This is a genomic window from Streptomyces sp. NPDC059668 (assembly GCF_042734135.1).
Taxonomy (GTDB): domain Bacteria; phylum Actinomycetota; class Actinomycetes; order Streptomycetales; family Streptomycetaceae; genus Streptomyces.
Genome location: NZ_JBHWEL010000084.1, coordinates 1 through 23,069, shown reverse-complemented (window position 1 = coordinate 23,069; position 23,069 = coordinate 1). Strand labels below are relative to the sequence as shown.

Annotated in this window: 19 protein-coding genes; 13 read left to right on the top strand and 6 right to left on the bottom strand. The window is 72.2% G+C overall.

The features are described 5' to 3' along the window. Nucleotides 1–414: 414 nt before the first annotated feature. A complete protein-coding gene (locus ACFV2J_RS36525; protein ID WP_385095665.1) occupies nucleotides 415–1,245 on the top strand; it encodes a hypothetical protein in 831 nt (276 codons plus the stop codon). A gap of 634 nt (nucleotides 1,246–1,879) precedes the next feature. Here the strand turns inward: ACFV2J_RS36525 and disA are convergent. Continuing rightward, entirely contained in the window at nucleotides 1,880–3,004 is a 1,125-nt protein-coding gene (disA, locus tag ACFV2J_RS36520; RefSeq protein WP_385095662.1) for a DNA integrity scanning diadenylate cyclase DisA, read from the bottom strand. A 67-nt stretch (nucleotides 3,005–3,071) separates the two neighbouring features. Then, nucleotides 3,072–4,481: a DNA repair protein RadA gene (gene radA / locus ACFV2J_RS36515; protein ID WP_385095659.1), complete on the bottom strand. Its 1,410-nt coding sequence runs from the start codon at nucleotides 4,479–4,481 to the stop codon at nucleotides 3,072–3,074. A gap of 272 nt (nucleotides 4,482–4,753) precedes the next feature. Between radA and ACFV2J_RS36510 the strand changes: the two genes are divergently transcribed. Further along, nucleotides 4,754–6,508, top strand: a complete 1,755-nt coding sequence (locus ACFV2J_RS36510; RefSeq protein WP_385442759.1) for a hypothetical protein — start codon at nucleotides 4,754–4,756, stop codon at nucleotides 6,506–6,508. 3 nt (nucleotides 6,509–6,511) lie between these two features. Here the strand turns inward: ACFV2J_RS36510 and ACFV2J_RS36505 are convergent, their stop codons facing one another. Next, the gene (locus ACFV2J_RS36505; protein ID WP_385091992.1) at nucleotides 6,512–7,372 is read right to left on the bottom strand and encodes a hypothetical protein; all 861 of its coding nucleotides are present in this window, start codon (nucleotides 7,370–7,372) and stop codon (nucleotides 6,512–6,514) included. 71 nt (nucleotides 7,373–7,443) lie between these two features. Here ACFV2J_RS36505 and ACFV2J_RS36500 point away from each other — a divergent pair, with 71 nt between their 5' ends. The 4 genes from ACFV2J_RS36500 (at nucleotide 7,444) to ilvD (ending at nucleotide 12,337) form a co-directional block, all read left to right on the top strand. After that, complete coding sequence (locus ACFV2J_RS36500; protein ID WP_385091995.1) at nucleotides 7,444–8,376, top strand: Ppx/GppA family phosphatase; 933 nt, start codon at nucleotides 7,444–7,446, stop codon at nucleotides 8,374–8,376. 292 nt (nucleotides 8,377–8,668) lie between these two features. After that, the gene (locus ACFV2J_RS36495) at nucleotides 8,669–9,493 is read left to right on the top strand and encodes a sugar phosphate isomerase/epimerase family protein (RefSeq protein ID WP_385091998.1); all 825 of its coding nucleotides are present in this window, start codon (nucleotides 8,669–8,671) and stop codon (nucleotides 9,491–9,493) included. Continuing rightward, on the top strand, nucleotides 9,490–10,104 hold the full coding sequence (locus ACFV2J_RS36490) for a TetR family transcriptional regulator (protein ID WP_385092001.1): 615 nt from the start codon (nucleotides 9,490–9,492) through the stop codon (nucleotides 10,102–10,104). Before ACFV2J_RS36495 ends, ACFV2J_RS36490 begins: the two co-directional genes overlap by 4 nt. Nucleotides 10,105–10,483: 379 nt before the next feature. Then, entirely contained in the window at nucleotides 10,484–12,337 is a 1,854-nt protein-coding gene (gene ilvD, locus ACFV2J_RS36485) for a dihydroxy-acid dehydratase (RefSeq protein ID WP_385092004.1), read from the top strand. Nucleotides 12,338–12,449: 112 nt separating this feature from the next. On the opposite strand, the gene ACFV2J_RS36480 is transcribed toward ilvD, so the two are convergent. Then, nucleotides 12,450–14,714, bottom strand: a complete 2,265-nt coding sequence (locus tag ACFV2J_RS36480; RefSeq protein WP_385092007.1) for a PQQ-binding-like beta-propeller repeat protein — start codon at nucleotides 14,712–14,714, stop codon at nucleotides 12,450–12,452. Nucleotides 14,715–14,848: 134 nt separating this feature from the next. Between ACFV2J_RS36480 and ACFV2J_RS36475 the strand changes: the two genes are divergently transcribed. The 4 genes from ACFV2J_RS36475 (at nucleotide 14,849) to ACFV2J_RS36460 (ending at nucleotide 17,142) form a co-directional block, all read left to right on the top strand. After that, nucleotides 14,849–15,160, top strand: coding sequence for an SH3 domain-containing protein (locus tag ACFV2J_RS36475; protein WP_385092010.1), 312 nt, complete (start codon nucleotides 14,849–14,851; stop codon nucleotides 15,158–15,160). Nucleotides 15,161–15,225: 65 nt separating this feature from the next. Then, nucleotides 15,226–15,573 carry an SH3 domain-containing protein gene (locus ACFV2J_RS36470; RefSeq protein WP_385092013.1) on the top strand — a complete coding sequence of 116 codons (348 nt, stop codon included), beginning with the start codon at nucleotides 15,226–15,228 and terminating at the stop codon, nucleotides 15,571–15,573. A 64-nt stretch (nucleotides 15,574–15,637) separates the two neighbouring features. Continuing rightward, entirely contained in the window at nucleotides 15,638–16,141 is a 504-nt protein-coding gene (locus ACFV2J_RS36465) for an EamA/RhaT family transporter (RefSeq protein ID WP_385442752.1), read from the top strand. 98 nt (nucleotides 16,142–16,239) lie between these two features. After that, entirely contained in the window at nucleotides 16,240–17,142 is a 903-nt protein-coding gene (locus ACFV2J_RS36460; protein ID WP_385442749.1) for a class I SAM-dependent methyltransferase, read from the top strand. Here ACFV2J_RS36460 and ACFV2J_RS36455 read toward each other — a convergent pair. Continuing rightward, a complete protein-coding gene (locus ACFV2J_RS36455; RefSeq protein ID WP_385096520.1) occupies nucleotides 17,106–18,527 on the bottom strand; it encodes a SulP family inorganic anion transporter in 1,422 nt (473 codons plus the stop codon). The two genes, ACFV2J_RS36460 and ACFV2J_RS36455, sit on opposite strands and share 37 nt — an antisense overlap. Nucleotides 18,528–18,826: 299 nt before the next feature. On the opposite strand from ACFV2J_RS36455, the gene ACFV2J_RS36450 reads away from it, so the two are divergent. From ACFV2J_RS36450 to proC, 3 genes are all read left to right on the top strand, one after another. Then, a complete protein-coding gene (locus ACFV2J_RS36450; RefSeq protein ID WP_385096523.1) occupies nucleotides 18,827–19,699 on the top strand; it encodes an ABC transporter ATP-binding protein in 873 nt (290 codons plus the stop codon). Next, nucleotides 19,696–20,520, top strand: coding sequence for an ABC transporter permease (locus ACFV2J_RS36445; RefSeq protein WP_385096526.1), 825 nt, complete (start codon nucleotides 19,696–19,698; stop codon nucleotides 20,518–20,520). Before ACFV2J_RS36450 ends, ACFV2J_RS36445 begins: the two co-directional genes overlap by 4 nt. A 99-nt stretch (nucleotides 20,521–20,619) precedes the next feature. Continuing rightward, entirely contained in the window at nucleotides 20,620–21,429 is an 810-nt protein-coding gene (proC, locus tag ACFV2J_RS36440; RefSeq protein WP_385442746.1) for a pyrroline-5-carboxylate reductase, read from the top strand. A 60-nt stretch (nucleotides 21,430–21,489) separates the two neighbouring features. On the opposite strand, the gene trpS is transcribed toward proC, so the two are convergent. Beyond that, nucleotides 21,490–22,488: a tryptophan--tRNA ligase gene (trpS, locus tag ACFV2J_RS36435; RefSeq protein ID WP_385442743.1), complete on the bottom strand. Its 999-nt coding sequence runs from the start codon at nucleotides 22,486–22,488 to the stop codon at nucleotides 21,490–21,492. Nucleotides 22,489–23,069: the final 581 nt, after the last annotated feature.

The following is a 23,069-nucleotide window of genomic DNA, read 5'->3' as shown; positions in this document are numbered from 1 at the left end:
GATCCTGCCATGGGTCGGTGCCGGGGCGTGCTTCTCGCGTATATGGGCGGGTTGCGCACCCACGACCGGCGCGCGCCCGGGTTCCTTCGACCCGGGCCCCCCGCCAAGGGGCTGCGCCCCCTGGACCCCCGCTTCGTCCGAAGGGCTCGTCCTCAAACGCCGGACGGGCTGGGGATCTCCGGCGCGGGCTCGCACCATCAGCCCGTCCGGCCTTGAGGACAAGGCCCTCAAGGCCGGACGGGGGTCTGGGGGCGGAGCCCCCAGGTACGGATGGGACGGGTAGGGGCGGCGGGGGCGAAAACGGGGCGGGGGCGACAACGGGGCCGGGCTGTCGAGATGATGATCCGGAAAAGTTGATGCCCAGGGCGGCGGGTGGGGCAAGCCCCGGCCCCGATCTCTCGTACAGTTTGCGCCGTGGGATCTCTGCGCAATCCGGTCGGGCCGCTACCCTCCACCATCTACTGGCGTCGGAGGGCCGTTCTGCTGTCTCTGGTAGCGCTGTTGGCGCTACTGACGGTCTGGATCGTCAGCAACGGCGCCGGCGGCAAGAAGGGCGCGGACGGTTCCAACGGGAAGGGCCCCGTGGAGACGATCACCCCGGGCCCCTCGGGATCGGGCCCGGCGATAAGCCAACACCCGGGCGGCCGCGACGAGTCGAGCGGCAGCGCGAACACCGGCGGCGGCAGCGGTGGTGACGGAAGCGGTGACGGTTCCGGCAACGGCGGCGGTTCCGGCGGCGGATCGGCCGGAGGCGCCGGCTCGGACGGCGGTTCCGACGGCGGAGGCGCCGGGTCCGCGGGATCGGCCGGATCCGCCGATCAGGTCCCGGCCGGTTCCACTCTCCCCAACTGCGCCGCCGACGCGGTCAAGTTGACGTTGCGCAGCGTCCACAACTCGTACGGACCCGGGGCCAAGCCCTCGATCCAGCTGATCGCGAAGAACTCCTCCAGCAGTGACTGCAAGGTCGATCTCGGCCCGAAGAAAGCGGTGCTGACGGTCACTCAGGCCGGGGAGGACAAGAGCTTCTGGTCCTCCGCGGACTGCCCCAAGGACGCCTCCAGTCTCTTCTTCCGTGTGCCGGCCGGTGGCCAGGTGACCTACACGGTGGACTGGGACCGCACGGCCAGCGCCCCCGAGTGCGCGACGCCCCCGGCGGGGTCCGCGTCCGCGGGCACCTACCTGGTGGAGGCGAAGGCGCCGGGACTGGCGAAGGCACGGACCTCGTTCGTACTGTCGCAGGACTGAGCCCCCGGGGTCCCGGTTGCCCCGGTCCGGCAGGGGCCCCGCACCGCAGGTGGCCTGCACCGGCAAGTGGTCCGCACCGCTGGGTGACCCGGTCCGGCAGGACCCGTACCACCTGGGGTGATCCTCACCGGCAGGGGCCCCGCACCGCAGGTGGCCTGCACCGGCAGGTGGCCCGCACCGGCAGGTGATCCGCACCGCCGGATGACCCGGTCCGGCAGGACCCGCACCAGCTGGTGATCCTCACCGGCAGGCGCCCCGCACCGCAGGTGGCCCGCACCGGCAGGTGATCCGCATCGCGGGGTGACCCGGTCCGGCAGGACCCGCACCACCTAGTGATCCCCACCGGCAGGTGGCCCGCACCGGCAGGTGACCCGCACCGCCGGATGACCCGGTCCGGCAGGTGGCCCCGCGCCGCCGGGTGCCCTCCCCACCGGCAGGCGCCCCGCACCGCAGGTGGCCTGCACCCGCAGGTGACCCGCGCCGCTGGGTGACCCCCACCGGCAGGCGCCCCGCACCGCCACACGATCCCAGCCGCCGGGTGAGCCGGCACCCGGGCCACCGACATCCCAGGTCACCAAGACGCCAGGTCACCGAGACCCCGGGTCACCGAGCCCCCCGCTCACCCAGGGGACCGTCAGACGTACCGCTCCAGGATCGAAGACTCCGCCAGCCGCGAAAGCCCCTCACGCACGCTGCGCGCCCGCGCCTCGCCCACCCCGTCGACGGCCTGGAGGTCGTCGACGCTGGCCGCGAGAAGCTTCTGCAGACCGCCGAAGTGCTCGACGAGACGGTCGATGATCGCGCCGGGCAGGCGCGGGACCTTCGCGAGGAGCCGGAAGCCGCGCGGCGAGACCGCGGAGTCGAGTGCCTCGGGGGAGCCGGTGTAACCCAACGCCCTTGCCACGGTGGGCAGTTCGAGCAGCTCGGCATGGGCGAGGGCGTTCAGCTCGAACAGTGCCTCGTCGACCGTGCGGGAGCGCTTCGCGGTCGGCTCGGGCACGTAGTCGCGGACCACCAGCTCGCGCTCGGGCTCCACGCCCGCGATCAGCTCGTCGAGCTGGAGGGCGAGCAGACGTCCGTCGGTGCCCAGCTCCACCACGTACTCGGCGATCTCGGTCGCGATACGCCGCACCATCTCCAGACGCTGGGCCACCGCCGACACGTCCCGGACGGTGACCAGGTCCTCGATCTCCAGCGCGGAGAGCGTGCCGGCGACCTCGTCGAGGCGCAGCTTGTAGCGCTCCAGGGTCGCGAGAGCCTGGTTGGCACGGGAGAGGATCGCCGCGGAGTCCTCCAGGACGCGGCGCTGACCGTCGACGTAGAGGGCGATCAGCCGCATCGACTGGGAGACCGAGACGACGGGGAAGCCGACCTGCTTGCTCACCCGGTCCGCGGTGCGGTGCCGTGTGCCCGTCTCCTCGGTGGGGATCGTCGGGTCCGGCACCAGCTGCACGCCGGCCCGGAGGATCTTGGTGAGGTCCTTGTCGACCACGATGCCGCCGTCGAGCTTGCACAGCTCGCGCAGTCGGGTCGCGGTGAACTCCACGTCCAGCACGAAACCGCCGGTGCACATCGACTCGACGGTCTTGTCCCAGCCGAGCACGATGAGTCCGCCGGTGTTGCCGCGGAGAATTCGTTCGAGCCCGTCGCGCAGGGCCGTGCCGGGTGCCACGGCGCTCAATGAGGCGCGCATCAGGCCATCGGCACCGGAGCTCCCACCGGACTTTCCGGGAGCTGCTGCCCGGTCGTTGGCTGCCACTGCACTCCTCCGGTCGCGGTTTCCGGTCGCCCTGGGTTCGTACGGACGGGCGAGACCAGGGCAAAGTCTACCGGCGCTCTTCGTCCTCCCGTGGGGCCTCTCGACGACGGGAGCGCGGAAGGACCCGCAGCGCCTCGCCCATGTCGGCGACTTCCAGGACCTTCATACCGGGTGGAGTCCTGCCCGGATCGCTCGGAACGAGGGCGTGGGTGAAGCCCAGTCGGTGTGCTTCGGCCAGCCGCCGCTGCACTCCCGTAACCCTTCTGACCTCCCCGGCGAGGCCCACTTCGCCGATCGCGACGAGGTTCTTGGGGAGAGGAGTGTCACTCGCCGCGGACGCGAGCGCGAGGGCGATCGCGAGGTCCGCGGCCGGCTCGGAGAGTTTCACACCGCCGACCGTCGCCGAGTAGATGTCCCGCTTTCCGAGGGCGCTGATCCGGCCCCGCTGCTCGAGAACGGCCAGCATCATGGAGACGCGGGAGGTCTCCAGACCGGAGGTCGTCCGGCGGGGGGACGGGATCTGCGAGTCCACCGTGAGCGCCTGCACCTCCACCACCAGGGGCCGACGGCCTTCCAGGGTCACGGTCAGACAGGTGCCCGGGACCGGTTCGGCGCGGCGGGTGAGGAAGAGACCGGAGGGGTCCGTCAGCCCCGTGATGCCCTCGTCGTGCAGCTCGAAGCAGCCGACCTCGTCCGTCGTCCCGTAACGGTTCTTGACCCCTCGGACCAGCCTGAGACGCGCGTGGCGGTCGCCCTCGAAGCTCAGGACCACGTCCACGAGGTGTTCGAGCAGGCGGGGGCCCGCGATCGCGCCGTCCTTGGTGACATGGCCCACGAGGAGGGTCGACATGCCGCGCTCCTTGGAGGCGCGGATGAGTGCCCCGGCGACCTCACGGACCTGGGCCATGCCGCCCGGGGCGCCGTCGATCTCCGGGGAGGCGACGGTCTGGACCGAGTCGAGGATGAGGAGCGACGGCTTCACGGCGTCCAGATGGCCGAGGACGGCGGCGAGGTCGGTCTCCGCGGCCAGGTAGAGGTGGTCGTCGATGGCCTTGATGCGGTCGGCGCGCAGCCGGACCTGGCTCGCCGACTCCTCACCCGTCACATACAGCGTGCGGTGCTCGTCGCTCGCCGCCTTCGCCGCCACGTCCAGCAGGAGCGTGGACTTCCCCACACCGGGCTCGCCCGCGAGCAGGACGACCGCGCCGGGCACCAGACCGCCGCCCAGGACGCGGTCCAGCTCGGGCACGCCGGTGCTGCGCGCGGTGGCCTGGCGGCCGTCGACCTGGCCGATGGGCACCGCGGAGGTGGTGACACGGCCGGGCGTCGTGGTCCGCACCGCGGGTGCGCCGTACTCCTCGACCGTCCCCCACGCCTGGCACTCGGGGCAGCGGCCGAGCCACTTGGCCGTCTGCCAGCCGCACTCGGTGCAGCGGTAGGACGGCCGGTCCTTCGCGGTCTTCGTACGGGCAGCCATGACCGAACCGTAGCCGAGGCCACCGACAGCGCCCTCGGCCGTCATGCCCGCCGCGGGCCCGCCACCGGTCCGCGCCCTCCGGCCCGCCCGTCGCGCCGGGGGCTTCCGCCGTCCGGAACCCGTCGCGCGCCCCCCGTCCGTCGCCGCCCGTGGAGGCCCAGGCCACGGAATCGGAGGTTCGTGTCCCCTTATGAGGGATCGTTTCACCCGTACGGATTAAATATGCTCAAGGGGGAAGAAGGGGTCGCCGTCGGGCACCTACGGTCGCACGGGTGATGAGCAGCAGTCCGGAGACCTCGACACACACCACGCACACCACCGGCGCACACCGGGCGCACGGCGCAGCGCGCAAGCGGGTGACCCTGCCCCGCGGCGCATCGGCCCGCACGACGGCCCTGCGCCCGCCCGCGCGCTACGAGCCCTATCTGGACGGCCTGTTCACCTACTGCCTGTCCGTACTGTGCGACCACGACGCGGCCACCGCCGCGCTCGGCGACGTCCTGGCGCTCGCCGACCGCCGGGGCCAGCGCAGCCCGGATTCCCCGGACGACCGACGGGCCTGGCTGTACGCGCTCGCCCGCTGGTCCTGCCTGCGCAAGCTCACCGAGGCCCGGCGCAGACACCAGGCGACGCACGCCTCCGGCCGCCGTACGACCCCCAGGGGCGACAAGGAGGCCGCCGACCGGCGCGCGGCCGAGGCGCTCGCCGCCCCCGTCTCCGAGGAGGTCCGGGCCCAGCGGCAGCGCGAACTCGCCCTGCTGGCCTGGCCGGAGGCCGCCGGCACCACCCCGGAGCAGCGGGAGGCGCTCGAACTCGCCGTCCGCCACCAGCTCGCCGCCCACGAGGTCGCCGCCGTCCTCGGCATGGACGCCGCCAAGGCGCGCGAGCTGCTCGCCTCCGCCGCCTGCGAGGTCGAACGCACCCGCGCCGCCCTCGCCGTCGTCGAGACCGGCACCTGCCCGAGCGTCGCCCATCTCACCGGCGACAGCCAGCTGGTCCTGAGCGCCGGCCTGCGCCGCGAACTCGTCCGGCACGTCGACGACTGCCCGCGCTGCCGCCGCACCGCCGAGCGCGCGGCGCCCGGCACCTGGCCCGGCACCAGCGTCACGCCCGCCGCGCTCCCCGTCCTGGAGGCCCCGCGCGCCGCCCTGCACATCGCGCTCGCGCACGTCCCCCGGACGCGGGGCGGCGCCCCGCGCTTCGACCGGCGCGGCTTCCCGATGGACCCCAAGGACCGGGCCGCCCGCCGGGACCGGCTGCGGGCGCGGGCCGTCACCACGACCGTGGTCGCCACCGTCGTCGCCGCGCCCGTGCTCGCCCTCTGGGCGGCCTACCGCGGCGCGCCCCTCACCGGGGAGGGCGCCGACGGCCGGCCGGCCACCGCGAGCGAGGCGCACGGCCACGACGGCATCGGCGGCGAGAACGCGGGCGGCTACGAGAACGCGGGCAACGCCAGCACCAGACCCGGCGGCCGCTTCTCCAAGGGGGACGGCACACCGGACGTGTCCGTGGAGGTCACCAGCGCCGCGGGCGCGGGCAGCGCGGCCGGACAGCTCTCCGTACAGGCCACTGGCAGCGGCGACACGACCTTCATCACGCTGACCGCGTCGGGGAGTTCGACGGTCCACTGGTCCGCGCGTTCCGGGGCGCCCTGGCTCTACCTCAGCCGGTCCTCCGGCGCGCTCGCCCCCGGGGAGTCCGTGACGATCAAGGTGCACGTGGACCAGCTCCGCCAGCCGGTGGGGCACTGGAGCGCGCGCGTGGCGATCGCGCCCGCGGGCGCCGTGGTCACGATCGGCGGGTACGGGAGCGCGGGCCCGTCCGCCCCCGGCGGGTCCGGCCCCGGTCCGGCGCCCGGCAGCCCCACCCCGTCCGGCCCCGGCTCGGCGACGCCCTCGTCCGGCCCCGACCCCTCACCGACCCCTTCCGACCCGTCACCGACCCCCACGCCCACGAACCCGACCCCGTCGCACCCGGACGGCTCGACCCCGCCGCCCGCGGGCACCGGCGACCCGGTCCCGTCCTGACGGTCAGGCGACCGGGTCCGCGGGATGCGGTGCGAGCAGGGGCAGCTGCGAGGCCAGCCGCTGCTCGCAGAGTTCGACCAGCCGGTCGTACCCGGCCTTGCCCATGAGCTCCACGAGCTCCGGGCGGTACGAGACGTACACCGGGTCGCCCGCTCCGTGCGCCGAGGTCGCCGACGTGCACCACCAGTGCAGGTCGTGGCCGCCCGGACCCCAGCCGCGGCGGTCGTACTCGCCGATCGAGACCTGGAGCACCCGGGTGTCGTCGGGCCGGTCGATCCACTCGTACGTCCGGCGCACCGGCAGCTGCCAGCACACGTCCGGCTTGGTCTCCAGCGGCTCGCGGCCCTCCTTGACCGCCAGGATGTGCAGCGAGCAGCCCGCGCCACCGGCGAAACCGGGCCGGTTCTGGAAGATGCACGAGCCCTGGTACGGACGCGTCTGGCGCTCGCCGTCCTCGTCCTCCGAGACCCAGCCCGTCTTCAGGCCGACGTCATGGTGCTGCCAGAGGTCCGGAGTGAGCCTCGCCACGTGCCCGGCCACCCGCTTCTCGTCGTCCTCGTCCGAGAAGTGGGCCCCCAGCGTGCAGCAGCCGTCGTCGGCGCGACCGGCCTGGATGCCCTGGCAGCCGCTGCCGAAGATGCAGTTCCACCGAGAGGTCAGCCATGTCAGATCGCACCGGAAGACCTGCTCGTCATCGGCGGGATCCGGAAACTCCACCCACGCCCGCGCGAAGTCGAGTCCCTTCTCGTCGGACGCCGAGGCCTTCACCGGCGCCGCCTTCGGGGACTTCTTGGACTTGGTGTCCTTCGCCTGCGAAGAACCCTTGGTCGAATTGTCAGGCTTCGCCTTTTTCGTCTTTGGCACGCGTCCAGGGTAAGTCGCCGGAGGCCGCTCCGGGGACGGCGGGCGGGCCCGGCCGCAGTAGCGTTCCGTACATGAGACTCGGTGTCCTCGACGTGGGTTCGAACACGGTGCATCTGCTGGTGGTGGATGCACACCCCGGCGCGCGCCCGCTGCCCGCGCACTCGCACAAGGCCGAATTGCGGCTCGCCCAACTGCTCGACGAGAGCGGGGCGATCGGCTCCGACGGCGTCGACAAACTCATCGAGACGGTCCGGGACGCGCTGGAGGCCGCCGAGGACAAGGGTGTCGAGGCCATGCTGCCGTTCGCCACCTCCGCCGTGCGTGAGGCCAGCAACGCGGACGACGTACTGGCCCGGGTGCAGGCCGAGACCGGTGTCGAGCTCCAGGTGCTGACCGGTGCGGAGGAGGCCCGGCTGACGTTCCTGGCCGCCCGTCGCTGGTTCGGCTGGTCGGCGGGGAAGCTGCTGGTCCTCGACATCGGCGGCGGATCGCTGGAGATCGCGTACGGCCTGGACGAGGAGCCGGACGCGGCGGTGTCGCTGCCGCTGGGCGCGGGGCGGCTGACCGCCGGCTGGCTGCCGACCGATCCGGCGGATCCCGCCGACATCAAGGCGCTGCGGCGCCACGTCCGGGCGCAGATCGCCCGCACGGTGGGGGAGTTCAGCCGGTTCGGCGCCCCCGACCACGTCGTCGCCACCTCCAAGACCTTCAAGCAGCTCGCCCGGCTGACCGGGGCGGCACGCTCCACGGACGGGCTGTACGTGCAGCGGGAGCTGAAGCGGCGCTCGCTGCAGGACTGGGTGCCGCGGCTCGCCTCGATGACGGTCGGCGAACGGGCCGAACTCCCCGGGGTCTCCCCCGGGCGGGCGGGACAGTTGCTCGCGGGGGCGATGGTCGCCGAGGGCGCGATGGATCTCTTCGGGGTGGAGACGGTGGAGATCTGCCCCTGGGCCCTTCGCGAGGGCGTCATCCTGCGGCGTCTGGACCAGATGGAGTCGGTGTAGGCGGAGCCGTGGCCGTAGGGCCGGACGCGTTCCCACGTGGGCTCGCGTCTTCGGCCGGTGTGCGGAGCGTTCCGGCGCAGGCCCGCATATCGAGCCCGTCCGGCGTTTGAGGACGAGCCCTTCAGGCGATCGGGGGTCCAGGGGGCGGAGCCCCTTGGCGGGGTGAGGGCACGAGGTCCGAGCCCTCGCCGGAGCCGGGAGCCAGACCCCCTCAAGCCGGCGCGGCCGGATCGTAGGGGTCCCCGGGTCACCGCCTCCCCGCCTCCCCGCCACTCCCCGTACTCTGTCCCTCGTGGCAGAACCAGTCGTGCGCATCCCGGATGCGAAGGTCGCGCTGTCCACGGCGTCCGTGTATCCGGAGTCGACGGCGACGGCCTTCGAGATCGCCGCGCGCCTCGGTTACGACGGTGTCGAGGTCATGGTGTGGACCGACCCCGTCAGCCAGGACGTCGACGCTCTGCGCCGGCTCTCCGACCACCACCGAATGCCGATCCTCGCCGTCCACGCCCCCTGCCTGCTCATCACCCAGCGCGTGTGGTCCACCGACCCGTGGACCAAACTCCAGCGCGCCCAGGCGGCAGCCGAGAAGCTCGGCGCGAGCACGGTCGTCGTGCACCCTCCCTTCCGCTGGCAGCGCCAGTACGTACGCGACTTCGTCTCCGGCGTCTGGCGGATGGCGAACGAGACGGACGTACGCTTCGCCGTCGAAAACATGTACCCCTGGCGCTATCGCGACCGCGAGATGCTCGCGTACGCCCCCGACTGGGACGTCACGAAGGACGACTACCGCCACTACACGATCGATCTCAGCCACACCGCGACCGCCCGCACGGACGCCCTGCAGATGATCGACCGCATGGGCGACCGCCTCGGCCACGTCCACCTCGCCGACGGCAACGGTTCCAACAAGGACGAGCACCTGGTGCCGGGCCGCGGCACCCAGCCCTGCGCCGAGCTCCTGGAGCGCCTCGCCCTCGGCGGCTTCGACGGCCACGTCGTCATCGAGGTCAACACCCGCCGCGCGATGTCCAGCGCCGAACGCGAGGCGGACCTCGCCGAGGCCCTCGCCTTCACCCGCCTGCACCTCGCCTCCGCGGTCAAGGTGCCCCGCCGGTGACGGACGCAGCCCCCCGCCGTCGGGGACGCCCCTCCCGTACGCAGACGGAGGCGGCCCCCGCCACCCGCGACCGCATCCTCGACGCGGCCCGCGGGGAGTTCTCGGAGCGGGGATACGAGAAGACGTCGGTCCGTGGCATCGCGAAGGCCGCCGGGGTCGACTCCGCCCTCGTGCACCACTACTTCGGCACCAAGGAGCAGGTCTTCGAGGCGGCCATCGAGGTCGCCTTCGCCCCCGCCCTGGCGGCGCCCGTGGCGGTCGAGGACGGCCCCCTCGACGGCGTCGGGGAACGCCTGACCCGCTTCATCTTCGGCATCTGGGAGAACCCGGCCACCCGCGCGCCCCTCCTGGCGATCGTGCGATCCGCCGTGAACAACGAGACCGCCGCGGCCGTCTTCCGCCGGCTCATCGCCGCCCAGCTGCTGCGCCGCATCGCCCAGCAGGTCGACCTCCCCGACGCCGAACTCCGCGCCGAGCTGGCCGCCGCCCAGCTGGTGGGGGTGGCGATGCTCCGTTACGTGATCAGGGTCGAGCCGCTGGCCTCGGCGGACCTGGAGGCGATCGTCGCGCGGGTGGCTCCGGTGGTGCAGGGCCACCTCACCCTGCCGTGAGCGGCTGAGCGGTCCCTCCCGGCGCACCCCTCCCGGCGCACCCCCCTGCGCACCTCTCCCGACGCACCCGCGAGGCGCGGTGCCCGGACTGGACCTCCAGGGAACCCGGCCCCTCGGGCCTCCTCGGGCTCCACGGGCGTCACGGGCTCCACGGACATCCGGTGCCCCGGGTTTCCACGGGACCCGGCACCCCGGGCCTGCACGGGCGTCCGCCGGCCCCGCCCCACCCCCCACCGGCACCCGGTGCTCCCGCGCGGCGGCCCGCGCCCGGTACCCGCGCACCGAGACAGGCATCCCGCATTCCGGACGCCGCGTCCGAATCCTGGCGCGGCGGCGTAGGCTCGATACCGGTCACAACTCTCCGAAGGAGCGAGCGACGATGCCCGAACTGAGGTCCCGCACAGTCACCCACGGCCGCAACATGGCGGGCGCACGCGCCCTTATGCGTGCCTCCGGTGTACCGGGCGCGGACATCGGCCGGAAGCCGATCATCGCGGTCGCCAACTCCTTCACGGAGTTCGTGCCGGGCCACACCCACCTCCAGCCGGTCGGCCGGATCGTCAGCGAGGCCATCACGGCCGCCGGGGGCATCGCACGCGAGTTCAACACCATCGCGGTCGACGACGGCATCGCGATGGGCCACGGCGGCATGCTGTACTCCCTGCCCTCCCGGGACCTGATCGCGGACTCGGTCGAGTACATGGTCGAGGCCCACTGCGCCGACGCCCTGATCTGCATCTCGAACTGCGACAAGATCACGCCCGGCATGCTGATGGCGGCCCTGCGCCTGAACATCCCGACGGTCTTCGTCTCCGGCGGCCCGATGGAGTCCGGCCGCGCCACCCTGGTCGACGGCACGGTCCGCACGCTCGACCTGGTCGACGCGATCTCCGACGCGGTGAACGACAAGATCTCGGACGAGGACATCCTCCGTATCGAGGAGAACGCCTGTCCGACCTGCGGCTCCTGTTCCGGCATGTTCACCGCCAACTCGATGAACTGCCTGACCGAGGCCATCGGCCTCTCCCTCCCCGGCAACGGCTCGGTGCTGGCCACCCACACGGCCCGCAAGGGGCTGTACCAGGACGCGGCCCGCACGGTGGTCGACATCACGCGCCGGTACTACGACGAGGACGACGAGTCGGTCCTGCCGCGCAACATCGCGACGCACGCGGCCTTCGAGAACGCCATGGCCCTCGACATCGCCATGGGCGGCTCCACGAACACGATCCTGCACCTGCTGGCCGCCGCCCAGGAGGCGGGCGTCCCGTTCGGCCTGGACGAGATCAACGACGTCTCGCGCCGCGTGCCCTGCCTCGCCAAGGTCGCCCCGAACGTCGCGAAGGACCGCACGTACTACATGGAGGACGTGCACCGCGCCGGCGGCATCCCCGCCCTCCTCGGCGAGCTGCACCGCGCGGGCCTGCTCAACGAGGACGTCCACTCCGTGCACAGCCCTTCCCTCTCGGACTGGCTGAAGACGTGGGACGTGCGCGCGGGCTCCCCGTCCCCCGAGGCGGTCGAACTGTGGCACGCGGCCCCCGGCTGCGTCCGCTCGTCCGAGGCCTTCTCCCAGTCCGAGCGCTGGGAGGCCCTGGACGAGGACGCGGAGAACGGCTGCATCCGCTCCTCCGAGCACGCGTACTCCAAGGACGGCGGCCTGGCGGTCCTCAAGGGCAACCTGGCGGTGGACGGCTGTGTCGTGAAGACGGCGGGTGTCGACGAGTCCATCTGGACCTTCGAGGGCCCCGCGGTGGTCTGCGAGTCGCAGGAGGAGGCCGTCGACAAGATCCTGAAGAAGGAGATCACCCACGGCGACGTCGTGGTCATCCGCTACGAGGGCCCCAAGGGCGGCCCGGGTATGCAGGAGATGCTCTACCCGACCTCCTTCCTCAAGGGCCGCGGCCTCGGCAAGACCTGCGCCCTGATCACCGACGGCCGTTTCTCCGGCGGCACCTCGGGCCTGTCGATCGGCCACGCCTCCCCCGAGGCGGCCTCCGGCGGCACCATCGCCCTGGTCCGGGACGGCGACCGCATCCGCATCGACATCCCGGGCCGCTCGATCGAGCTGCTGGTCGCCGACGAGGAGCTGGCCGCCCGCCGCTCCGCCCTGAACGGCGTCTACGCCCCCGTGAACCGCGAACGCAAGGTCTCGGCCGCCCTGCGCGCGTACGCCGCGATGGCGACGAGCGCGGACAAGGGCGCGGTGCGCGACGTCTCCAAGCTGGGCTGACCCACCACCGCGCACTTCAGGGGCCGCTCCTGCCGGGGGCGGCCCCTTCGCGGTTCACCAGCCCCCTTTACCGGCCTCTTCGCGGGCGTCGCCCCGGTTCAGGACCCGTGACTCACCAGGCGGAGGGTCGGCTCCCGTCGACCGCGAAGAGTGATCCGTCGGGAGCGGAGGAGTAGACCTTCCCGCCGGCCGCGACGGGCGCCGGGATCGCACTGATCAGCGAGCCCCGCGCGTCACCGAGCCGCGCCCTGGTCTGCCCGAGCAGGGTGCCCCGCGCGGCGTCGACGCAGAGCAGCCGCCCGTCCACCCCGGTGAGGTAGAGCCGCTGTCCGGCCACGACCGGAGCCGAGGCCATGGCCACCGAGGTCTCCGCACGCCAGAGTTGGGCCGAGGCCCGGGTGTCGACGGCGACCAGCGTGCCCCCGTCGGCGAGCAGATACACGGTGTCGCCCCGCACGACGCCCTGTGACGACGGCAGCGGGAGCGGCAGCGCGACGCGGCGCACCGAACCGGCCGAGGCGTCGTAGCGCACGACGGCGTCCGTGGTCTGGTCGCTGCCGATCGAGGTGAACCAGACCACGCCGTCGTGGGCGCCCACCACGTTCAGCTGCCCGTCCAGCCGTCGGTGCCAGCGGGTGGAGCCGGTCCGCGGATCCACCGCGTCCACGCGTGAGCCGGTACGGCCTTCCGCCACCGTGTAGGCGAGACCGTCTCCGTACGTCACGAAGTGCGGCGCCGACTGTCCGGGGACGGCGTGCCGCCACTTCTCCTCGCCGGTCGCCGCGTCCAGAGCGGTGACCTCGCCGTCACGTCCGGTGAGCAGGACGACACCGTCGACATGCGTGACACCACCGCTGTAGCGCGTGAGGTCATGGCTCCACCGGGTCGCTCCCGTGGCGGGATCCAGCGCCTGCAAGTGCAGGCCGTCCCCGCTGAGGACCTGCAGCAGTCCGCCGGACAGCACCGGTGGCGCCGTCGACCGGTGGTTCCCGCGGTGCGTGTCACCGCGCGACCACAGCACCCGCCCGTCGGCCGGGTCGACCGAGGCGGCCAGGACGCCCGGACGCACGCAGTACAACTCCTGCGACGCGTAGGTGCACTGCGGCAGGCCGGCCGCCTTGCTGCCGCTGGCTCCCAGATACAGGTCCCACGGCCGGAAGGAGTCCCCCGACGGCCGTCCGCCCGTGTGCTTCTCCGGATCTCGGACGCCCGGGCCGCCGTGCAGGGCGAGGACGCCGATGACCACGGCGGCGAGCACGCTCGCGGCGGCGGCGAGGGGGAGCCGCCAACGCCGCCCCGGCACCTTCCCGGACACCGGTCCGTAACGGTCGTCCCCCCGACGCGCGCCCTCGCCGGGCAGTGCGCGATCCCGGCGATGGGTGGGATCGGGATCAGGACCGGGCTCCGCGGCGGACACCAGCGGTCGGGCCGACCGCGCGGGCACCGGAGGACCGGCCTGCGCGGACAGGGGACCGTTCCGCTGTACAGCCCTCGTGTCCCGCTCGCCCGCACCACGCTGCCCGGGAATGAACGCCTGGGTGTCGTACGAGGCCGACACCGACTTCAGCGCCGTCATCAGCTCGTCCGGTGTGGGCCGGTCCTCGGGTTCCTTGGCGAGGCAGCGTGCGACCAGATCGGCCAGCTCTTCCGGAACCCCTGTCAAGTCCGGCTCGTCGTGGACGACTTGATAGGCGACGAGATAAGGACTGTCGGAGTCGAAGGGCCCGCTCCCGGTGGCCGCGTGCACGATCACCGAGCCGAGTGCGAAGACATCGGCGGCCGGCCCGACCTCGCGCGGACTGCGGAACTGCTCCGGAGCCATGAACGGCGGCGTGCCGATCAATTTGCCCGTTTCGGTGCGCAGTTCACTGTCGGAAGGCCGTGAGATCCCGAAGTCGATCACTTTCGGACCGTCGTCGGCCAGCAGCACGTTGCTGGGTTTGAGATCACGGTGCACGACCCCGGCCCGGTGGATGTCACGCAGACCCTCGGCGAGCCCGGCCATCAGCTGGCGCAGCGGAGCCGGGCCCAGCGAGCCGTTCCGCTTCACGTGTTCGGCGAGGGTGGGCCCGGGAATGAAGAGCGTCGCCATCCATGGATGTTCGGCCTCGGGATCGGCGTCGACCACGGGCGCGGTGAAGGCACCGCTGACCCGTCGAGCCGCAGCCACTTCCTGCTTGAACCGCCCTCGGAACTCGGGGTCTTGGGAGTACTCCGCGTGTACGACCTTGACGGCGAGCCGCAACCCGGAGGCTGAGCGCGCCAGATGTACGACGCCCATGCCGCCGGAGCCGAGCTGCGACTCCAGCAGGTACTGCCCGGCGTACATCGGATGTTCCGCTTCCGGTTCGGTTCCAGCGCTGCGCTGTGGCGACATCACTCACCCCCGTGGGTATGTCCGCATGCGCGACGCGCAGAGCCTAGTCGATCCTTCGTGCGAAACATCGGCGGCTTGCTAGCCTCGGCGCTCGGCGCCGAGTTGGCGTGAATCATTCAGCGGGGGAGGCCAGGATGGCCACGGAAGACATAGAGATCACCGACGGTGCGGAGGCGCAGTCCTCGAGCGTGGCTGCGCTCAAGACGTATCCGATCGCACCGGGCACCAGCGTGAACGTCCGCAGCGGCCCGGGCACGCACTACTCCATCGTCCGCACCCTGCCGGCGGGCTCGTCGGTCCCGATCTACTGCCAGTGTCCTGGCGAGTCCGTCAGCGGCTACTACGGGACGACGAACATCTGGGACAACATCTCCAACGGCCAGTTCGTCTCCGACGCCTACGTGAAGACGGGCAGCGACGGTTACGTCGCGGGGCGCTGCGCCTGAACCGGCCGCCACGTCGGCGGTGACCGGCGTGGGGGCACCCGCACCCCTAGTGACAGGACAGAGGGATGAAACTCCAGGGACGCAGGTCCGTCGTGTGCGCCGGTGCTGTCGTCGGCGCCTTTCTGATGGTGACGGCGCTGCCCGTGGCCGCGTCCGCGGACGGGCTGACGACCTACCCGACCGCACCCGGCGCCAGCGTGAACGTCCGCAGCGGACCCGGCACGGGCTACTCCATCGTCAGGGTCCTGCCGACGGGCTCAAGGGTCGTGATCTTCTGCCAGACCCCTGGTGAGAAGGTCAGCGGGTACTACGGGACGTCGAACATCTGGGACAACGTCGGCAACGGCGAGTACGTGGCCGACGCCTACGTGAAGACGGGCAGCGACGGCTACATCGCGCCGCGCTGCGCCTGACCGAACGCCCCCAGGGGTTCGGGTGAAACCGGGCCCCGCGGCCGGCCGGAGCGATAATCGTCGTGTGAGCGATACGACCGAGACCCGTACCGGTACCCCCGCGGGACCCCAGCCCGAGCCCCTCCGTTTCTTCGGGACGACCTGGGTGGAGCACGACGGCGGCTACGCCGGCCGCCGCGCCGGCGTGGCCGCCGGCTCGCTCGTCGCCGCGGTGGCCGCCTGCTTCGTGCTGCGCTTCGCCTATCAGGGCCTGACGATCGCGGACGTCGGCCGGCCGGTGACGATCCTGGTGGTCGTCATGTTCGCGGTGTGCAGCGCGCTCGCCTTCCGCCACAGCTGGGACGCCTTCTCCAAGCGCCCGGACCCCGACCGCCAGGCCTCCCTCCGGGGCCTGCTGGCCATCGGCTTCGTCGGCACCCTCCTCGCGTACTCCGTCCGTTCCCTCACCGAGGCCCCGGGCGAGACCCTGCACCGCGAGGAGTACGAGACGGCCCGTACGAGGTACGAGCGCCGGTCCGCGGGCCGCACCCGCAATCCGTCGAAGAAGCGCCGGGCCGCCGGGTCCTGACGGCACCCCCGTCCGGCACCGGAGTCCCACACTCCGGCCCGGGGCGGCGGGGACGAAAACCCCTGTGCCCCCACAGCCACACCCGTCACCATGAACGTATGACCCCCTCCTCCCACTCCGACACCGACGCCGGCACCGAGGCGAAAGCCCAGGCCGGCACCGGCGGCGGCGCCGAACCCGAGACGCCGACCGGACCCGACGCCGACACCCGGAACCGGACCCGCGCCACCCGCGCCCACTCCTTCAACACCGCCGCGGCCCAGTACGCCGCGAACCGCCCCTCCTACCCACCCGCCCTCTTCGACGTGATCGAAGAACTCGCCGGCCGCCCCCTCACCGGCGCACGGGTCGTCGACGTGGGCGCCGGCACCGGCATCGCCACCGTGCTGCTGCGCGCGAGGGGCGCGCACGTCCTGGCCGTGGAGCCCGGCGCGGGCATGGCCGCGGAATTCCGCCGTACCGTCCCCGGCGTCCCGATCGTCCGGGGCGACGGCAACGCCCTCCCGCTCCGCGACGCCTGCGCCGACTTCCTGACGTACGCCCAGTCCTGGCACTGGACCGACCCGGCCCGTTCCCTGCCGGAGGCACTCCGGGTCCTGCGACCCGGCGGCGTCCTCGCGCTCTGGTGGAACACGGACGCCCTCGACGTCCCCTGGATCGCCGCCCAGACACGCCGTATCGAGCGGTACTTCGACGACGAGCAGGCCAGCAAGCGAGGCACCGGCAGCAAGGAGGGCGTGGCCGGCACCCGTACCGAACTCGCCTTCGAAGGCGCTCCCGACATCCCGGACCACGCCCACCGCGTCGTCCGCTGGAGCCGTCGCGTCCCCGTCGACACCCATCTCGCCAACATCACCAGCCACTCGATCTTCCTGGTCCTCGGCGAGGAGGGCACCGAGGCCTTCCTCGCCGAGGAGCGGGCCCACCTCCTGGAGGCGTTCCCGGACGGGCAGGTAGAGGAGGTCTACGACGTGCTGGTGATCGTGGCGACCCGTTCGTGATCCCGCGCGGCGGCCCACCGCTCCAGGGCCGCCGCACACGCGTGATCCACATGGCGCAGCCCGCCCAGCTCCAGGCGTACGTCACGGTCGTGCGGCAGCGCCTCCAGGGCGTCCAGCAGCTTCGGCAGTCGCAGGAACGTCGCGTTCCCCATCACCCGTACGACCATGCCCGCGGTCCCCAGGTCCTCGGTCTCCACGTGCACATGGCTGATGTCCCACGCGGTCTTGGCCACGGCGAGGGCCAGTCCGACCAGCACCCCCTCGAACAGGTTCCCGGCGACGATGGCCACCGCCGTCACGCCCAGCACCACGACCTCGCCCCGGTGCCCGCGCCACAGCACCCTCACCTCCCGCACCGGCACCAGCTTGCAGCCCGCGTGCACGAGCAGTCCCGCCAGCGCCGCCACCGGAACGATCCCTAGGACCCCCGGCACCACCGCCGTGAAGACGAGCAGCCACACCCCGTGCAGCACCCGCGACGCCTTCGTCCGCGCCCCCGCCTGCACGTTCGCCGCGCTCCGCACGATCACCGCGGTCATGGGCAGCGCCCCGAGCGCCCCGCACACGGCGTTCCCCGCGCCCTGCGCGATGAGCTCACGGTCGTAGTCGGTCCGCGGTCCCCGGTGCAGCCGGTCCACCGCCGCCGCGCTGAAGAGCGACTCGGCCGACGCGATCAGCGCGAACGCCAGCACCGTCCCGAACACGCCCACTTCCGTGAGCCGCCCGAGCTCCGCCAGGGACGGCGGCTGCACGGATTCCAGCAGCCCGCGCACCGTCACCCGCCGTACGGAGAGATCGAACAGGCCGGTCGCCGCCGACGCGAGCCCCACCGCCAACAGCGGGGCGGGCACCACCCGGGCCCCGCGCCGCCATCGCGGCCACAGCAGGAGTACGGCCACGGTGGCGCCCCCGACCGCGAGGGCCACCGGGTCGGCGGCACCGGGCAGCGAGACCAGCCCGGTGATCTTGCCGAGCCCGGTCGCGGGCGCGGAGGCGTCACCCATCGCGTACACCTGGCCCGCGACCAGCACGAGCCCGATCCCGGCGAGCATCCCCTGCACCACGGCCACGGACACCGCCCGGAACCACCGCCCGAGCCGGAGCACCCCGAGCACGAGCTGCACCAGACCGGCCCCGAGCACCAGCACACCGAGCGCCGGCAGCCCGTACGTCTGCACCGCCTCGTACACCAGCACGGTCAGCCCGGCCGCCGGCCCACTGACCTGGAGACTGCTGCCGGGCAGCATCCCGGCGACCAGGCCGCCGACGATCCCGGTCACCAGCCCCAGTTCGGCCGGGACACCCGACGCTATGGCGACCCCCACGCACAGGGGCAGCGCGACGAGGAACACGACGAGGGACGCGAACAGATCGGCCTTGCGCATCACAACAGCACCTCCGGTCCAGAGCGGCAGACGCGTGGGCTGCCGAGCCGGGGGAGGGCGCGGCGGACGTACGGGCGCGGTCCAGCGGCCGGTGGGCATATGACCACGCACTGAAATCCATTGTCGGTAACGGGAGTTGATCGCGCAGCCCTTGTGTGTGACCGCCACGTGAACGCGGAAGCGCACCACCCGCACCGCACCCCGGAGCGACCCCTTCCGATCGCGCCGCCGCGCGCCTGCGCCGTCGAACGCGCCCGGGCTTGACGGCCGCGGCCCACGGGAGCAATATTCATCACGTGATGAATATTTCGAGGCACACGCCGACCCCGGCCGACTCCCCGGACCCCTCCGACTCCCTCAACCCCTCTGTCCCTCCCCCCTCTTCCGTATCCCCCGCCGCCTCCCACCCCGCCGTGCGCGCCGAGGGCCTCACCGTCACCCGGGGCCCCCGCACCGTCCTGCACGGCCTCGACTTCGCCGTACCGCGCGGCCGGATCACCGGACTGCTCGGCCCCTCCGGCTGCGGCAAGTCCACCCTCATGCGGGCCACCGTCGGCACCCAGGCCAAGGTGACCGGCACCCTCGAAGTCCTCGGCCGTCCCGCGGGCGACGCCGCCCTCCGCTCCCGCATCGGATACGTCACCCAAGCCCCGTCCGTCTACGACGACCTGACCGTCCGCCAGAACCTCGACTACTTCGCCGCGGTCCTCGACCCGGGACGCGCGGCCGCCGACCGCCGCCACCACCACGTCACCCGGGCCATCTCCGACGTCGACCTCACCTCCCACGCCGACTCGCTCGCGGGCAACCTCTCCGGCGGCCAGCGCAACCGCGTCTCCCTGGCGGTCGCCCTCCTCGGCACCCCGGAACTCCTGGTCCTCGACGAACCCACCGTCGGCCTCGACCCGGTCCTCCGCCGCGACCTGTGGACCCTCTTCCACGCCATCGCCGCCGACCGGGGCGCCACCCTCCTGGTCTCCTCGCACGTCATGGACGAGGCCGAGCGCTGCCACCGCCTCCTGCTGATGCGCGAGGGCGAGATCCTCGCCGACGACACCCCCGACGCCCTGCGCGAGCGCACCGGCTCCGAGACCGTCGAGGCCGCCTTCCTCCACCTGGTCGACGAGGCGAACGCGACCGCCGACAGGAACCGCAAGGAGACCGTCCGATGACCACCGGCACCCACACCGGCCTCACCGACACCACGAGCACGAGCACGAGTACGGGCACGGGCACGGGCACGAGGGCGAGCGCCATCAACCACTCCCGTACGACCGCCACCGCGACGCGCGTACTGCGTCAGCTCCGCCACGACCCGCGCACCATCGCGCTGATGATCCTCATCCCGTGTCTGATGCTCGTCCTGCTGCGCTACGTCTTCGACGGCAGCCCGCGCACCTTCGACTCCATCGGGGCCTCGCTCCTCGGAATCTTCCCGCTGATCACGATGTTCCTGGTCACCTCCATCGCCACGCTGCGCGAGCGGACCTCCGGCACGCTGGAACGCCTGCTCGCCATGCCGCTCGGCAAGGGCGACCTGATCGCCGGCTACGCCCTCGCGTTCGGCGTGGTGGCCGTCGTCCAGTCGGCCCTCGCCACCGGCCTCGCGGTCTGGTTCCTGGGCCTCGACGTCACGGGCTCCCCGTGGCTCCTCCTGCTGGTCGCTCTGCTCGACGCGCTCCTGGGCACGGCCCTCGGCCTCTTCGTCTCGGCCTTCGCGGCCTCCGAATTCCAGGCGGTCCAGTTCATGCCGGCGGTGATCTTCCCCCAGCTCCTCCTGTGCGGCCTCTTCACGCCCCGTTCCAGCATGCATCCGGCCCTGGAAGCGGTCTCCGACGTCCTCCCCATGTCCTATGCCGTCGACGGAATGAACGAGGTCCTCGAACACACCGACCTGACGGCCACGTTCCTCCGTGACGCCCTGATCGTGGCGGGCTGCGCCGTCCTGGTCCTGGTCCTCGGCGCCGCCACCCTGAGGCGCCGCACGCGGTGACGCGCCGTGGCCGTCCGCCGGCCGGACGGACCAGCGCGCGCCACGGCCCGGGTGCGAGGATGACCCCAGGACGACGCACCCCTGGAGGGCACCCGCACCATGACCCGGAAAGTCGCAGTCCTCGGTACCGGAAAGATCGGCGAAGCCCTGCTGAGCGGAGTGATCCGGTCCGGCTGGGATCCCGCCGACCTCCTCGTGACCGCCCGCCGCCCCGAGCGCGCCAGGGAACTCCAGGAGCGCCACGGGGTCACGGCCGTCACCAACGCGGAGGCCGCCAAGAACGCCGACATCCTGATCCTCACGGTCAAACCGCAGGACATGGGCACCCTCCTCGGCGAACTCGCCCCGCACCTCCCCGCCGACCGCCTGATCATCAGCGGTGCGGCCGGCATCCCCACCTCGTTCTTCGAGGAGCGTCTGACCGTGGGCACCCCGGTGGTCCGGGTCATGACGAACACCCCCGCGCTCGTCGACGAGGCCATGTCCGTCATCTCCGCCGGCAGCCACGCCACCGAGGAGCACCTCGTCCACACCGAGGAGATCTTCGGCGCCGTCGGCAAGACGCTCCGTGTCCCCGAGTCCCAGCAGGACGCCTGCACCGCCCTCTCCGGCTCGGGCCCGGCGTACTTCTTCTATCTGGTCGAGGCCATGACCGACGCGGGCATCCTGCTCGGCCTGCCCCGCGACAAGGCCCACGACCTGATCGTCCAGTCCGCGATCGGCGCCGCCGTGATGCTCCGCGACAGCGGGGAGCACCCCGTGCGGCTCCGCGAGAACGTGACGTCCCCCGCGGGCACCACGATCAACGCGATCCGCGAGCTGGAGAACCACGGCGTACGGGCGGCCCTCATCGCCGCGCTGGAGGCCGCCCGCGACCGCAGCCGCGAGCTGGCCTCCGGCAACAGCTAGCGGGACCGGTGAATGAGACGGCGAAGGGGCCGGGCGAGCGGGCCCGGCCCCTTCGCCGTCTCAGCCCGCCGCCAGCAGCCCGATCGCGCGGTACGCCGAGTCCACCCGCGGTCTGGCCATCTCCCTCGCCTTCGCCGCACCGTCCCGCAGCACGCCCTCCACGTAGGAGGGGTCGGCGCACAGCTGCTGGTGCCGCTCCCGCAACGGCCGCAGCAGTTCGACCACGGCCTCGGCGGTGTCCTTCTTCAGGGCGCCGTACGACTGATAGGCACCGCTGAGGGTCTCCGGGTCCGTGCCCTCGCATGCGGCGAGGATCTCCAGCAGGTTCGAGACCCCCGGCCGTCCCTCCGGGTCGTGGACGACGTCCTGCCCGCTGTCCGTGACCGCCCGCATGATCTTCTTCCGCATCACGTCCGGTTCGTCGAGCAGATAGACGACACCCGGCCCCGCGTCGTCGCTCTTCCCCATCTTCGACGTCGGGTCCTGAAGGTTCATGACCCGCGCGGCGACCTCGGGCCGGGTGGCCCGCGGCACCGCGAACGTGTGCCCGTACCGCTGGTTGAACCGCACCGCGAGATCCCGGGTCAGCTCCACGTGCTGTGTCTGGTCGTCCCCCACCGGCACCTCGTCGGTCCCGTACGCCAGGATGTCCGCCGCCATCAGCACGGGATAGGTCAGCAGCGACAGCCGCACGCTCCCACCCCGCTCCCGTTCCCGCGCGGCCTTCTCCTTGTACTGGATCATCCGACGCATCTCCCCGTCGGTGGCGACGCACTCCAGCAGGTAGGACAGCCGGGCGTGCTCGTCGACATGGCTCTGTACGAAGACGGTGCACACCTGCGGATCGAGCCCCGAGGCGAGCAACAACGTCGCCGCCTGCCTGCTGAGCCTGCGCACCCGCCCCGGATCGTGGTCCACGGTCAGCGCGTGCAGATCGACGATGCAGAACAGGGCGTCGGCCCGGTGCTGATCGACGTCGGCCCAGCGGCGCACGGCCCCCAGGTAGTTGCCCAGTGTCAGATGCCCGGTCGGCTTGACCCCGCTGAAGATCCGCTTCATCTCTCCACCCTCTGGTCGAGGCCGCCGCACCTTCCGGCCGGCCCCCCAGGAGGGAGAAACAGAAACGGCCGCCAGGGCGGCGGCCGTTGTGTACATACGTGAGTACGGCCGCCGTCAGGCGGCCCACCACTGCTGGGTGCACGTATGTGTCGTCATGGCTCCGAGGGTACGCGTCCCAGGGGCGTCCGGGGCCGAGTTGACACACCCTTGCCCCGTACGTAGTGTTCTCCGAGTTGTCCGACGTGAGCGCCGACCCCGGTCGGTCCCCGGACAGCCATCCCGCACCAAGCATCCAGCGAACGGCGACTCGTCGTCGATTCGTTTGTGTGCGCGTTTGCGGAATGAGGAATCCGTGTTCGAAAGGACGCCCCCCGATTAGCTCGGGGGCCAGGAATCCGCTAAAGTCTCACTCGTCGGAACGGCCCAACAGCCGGGAAGACAAACCCCACTGACTGGGAATCAGGCCCGAAAGGATCTGATAGAGTCGGACTCGCCGGAAAGGGAAACGCGAAAGCGGAAACCTGGAAAGCACCGAGGAAATCGGATACGGAAACGGTCTGATAGAGTCGGAAACGCAAGAC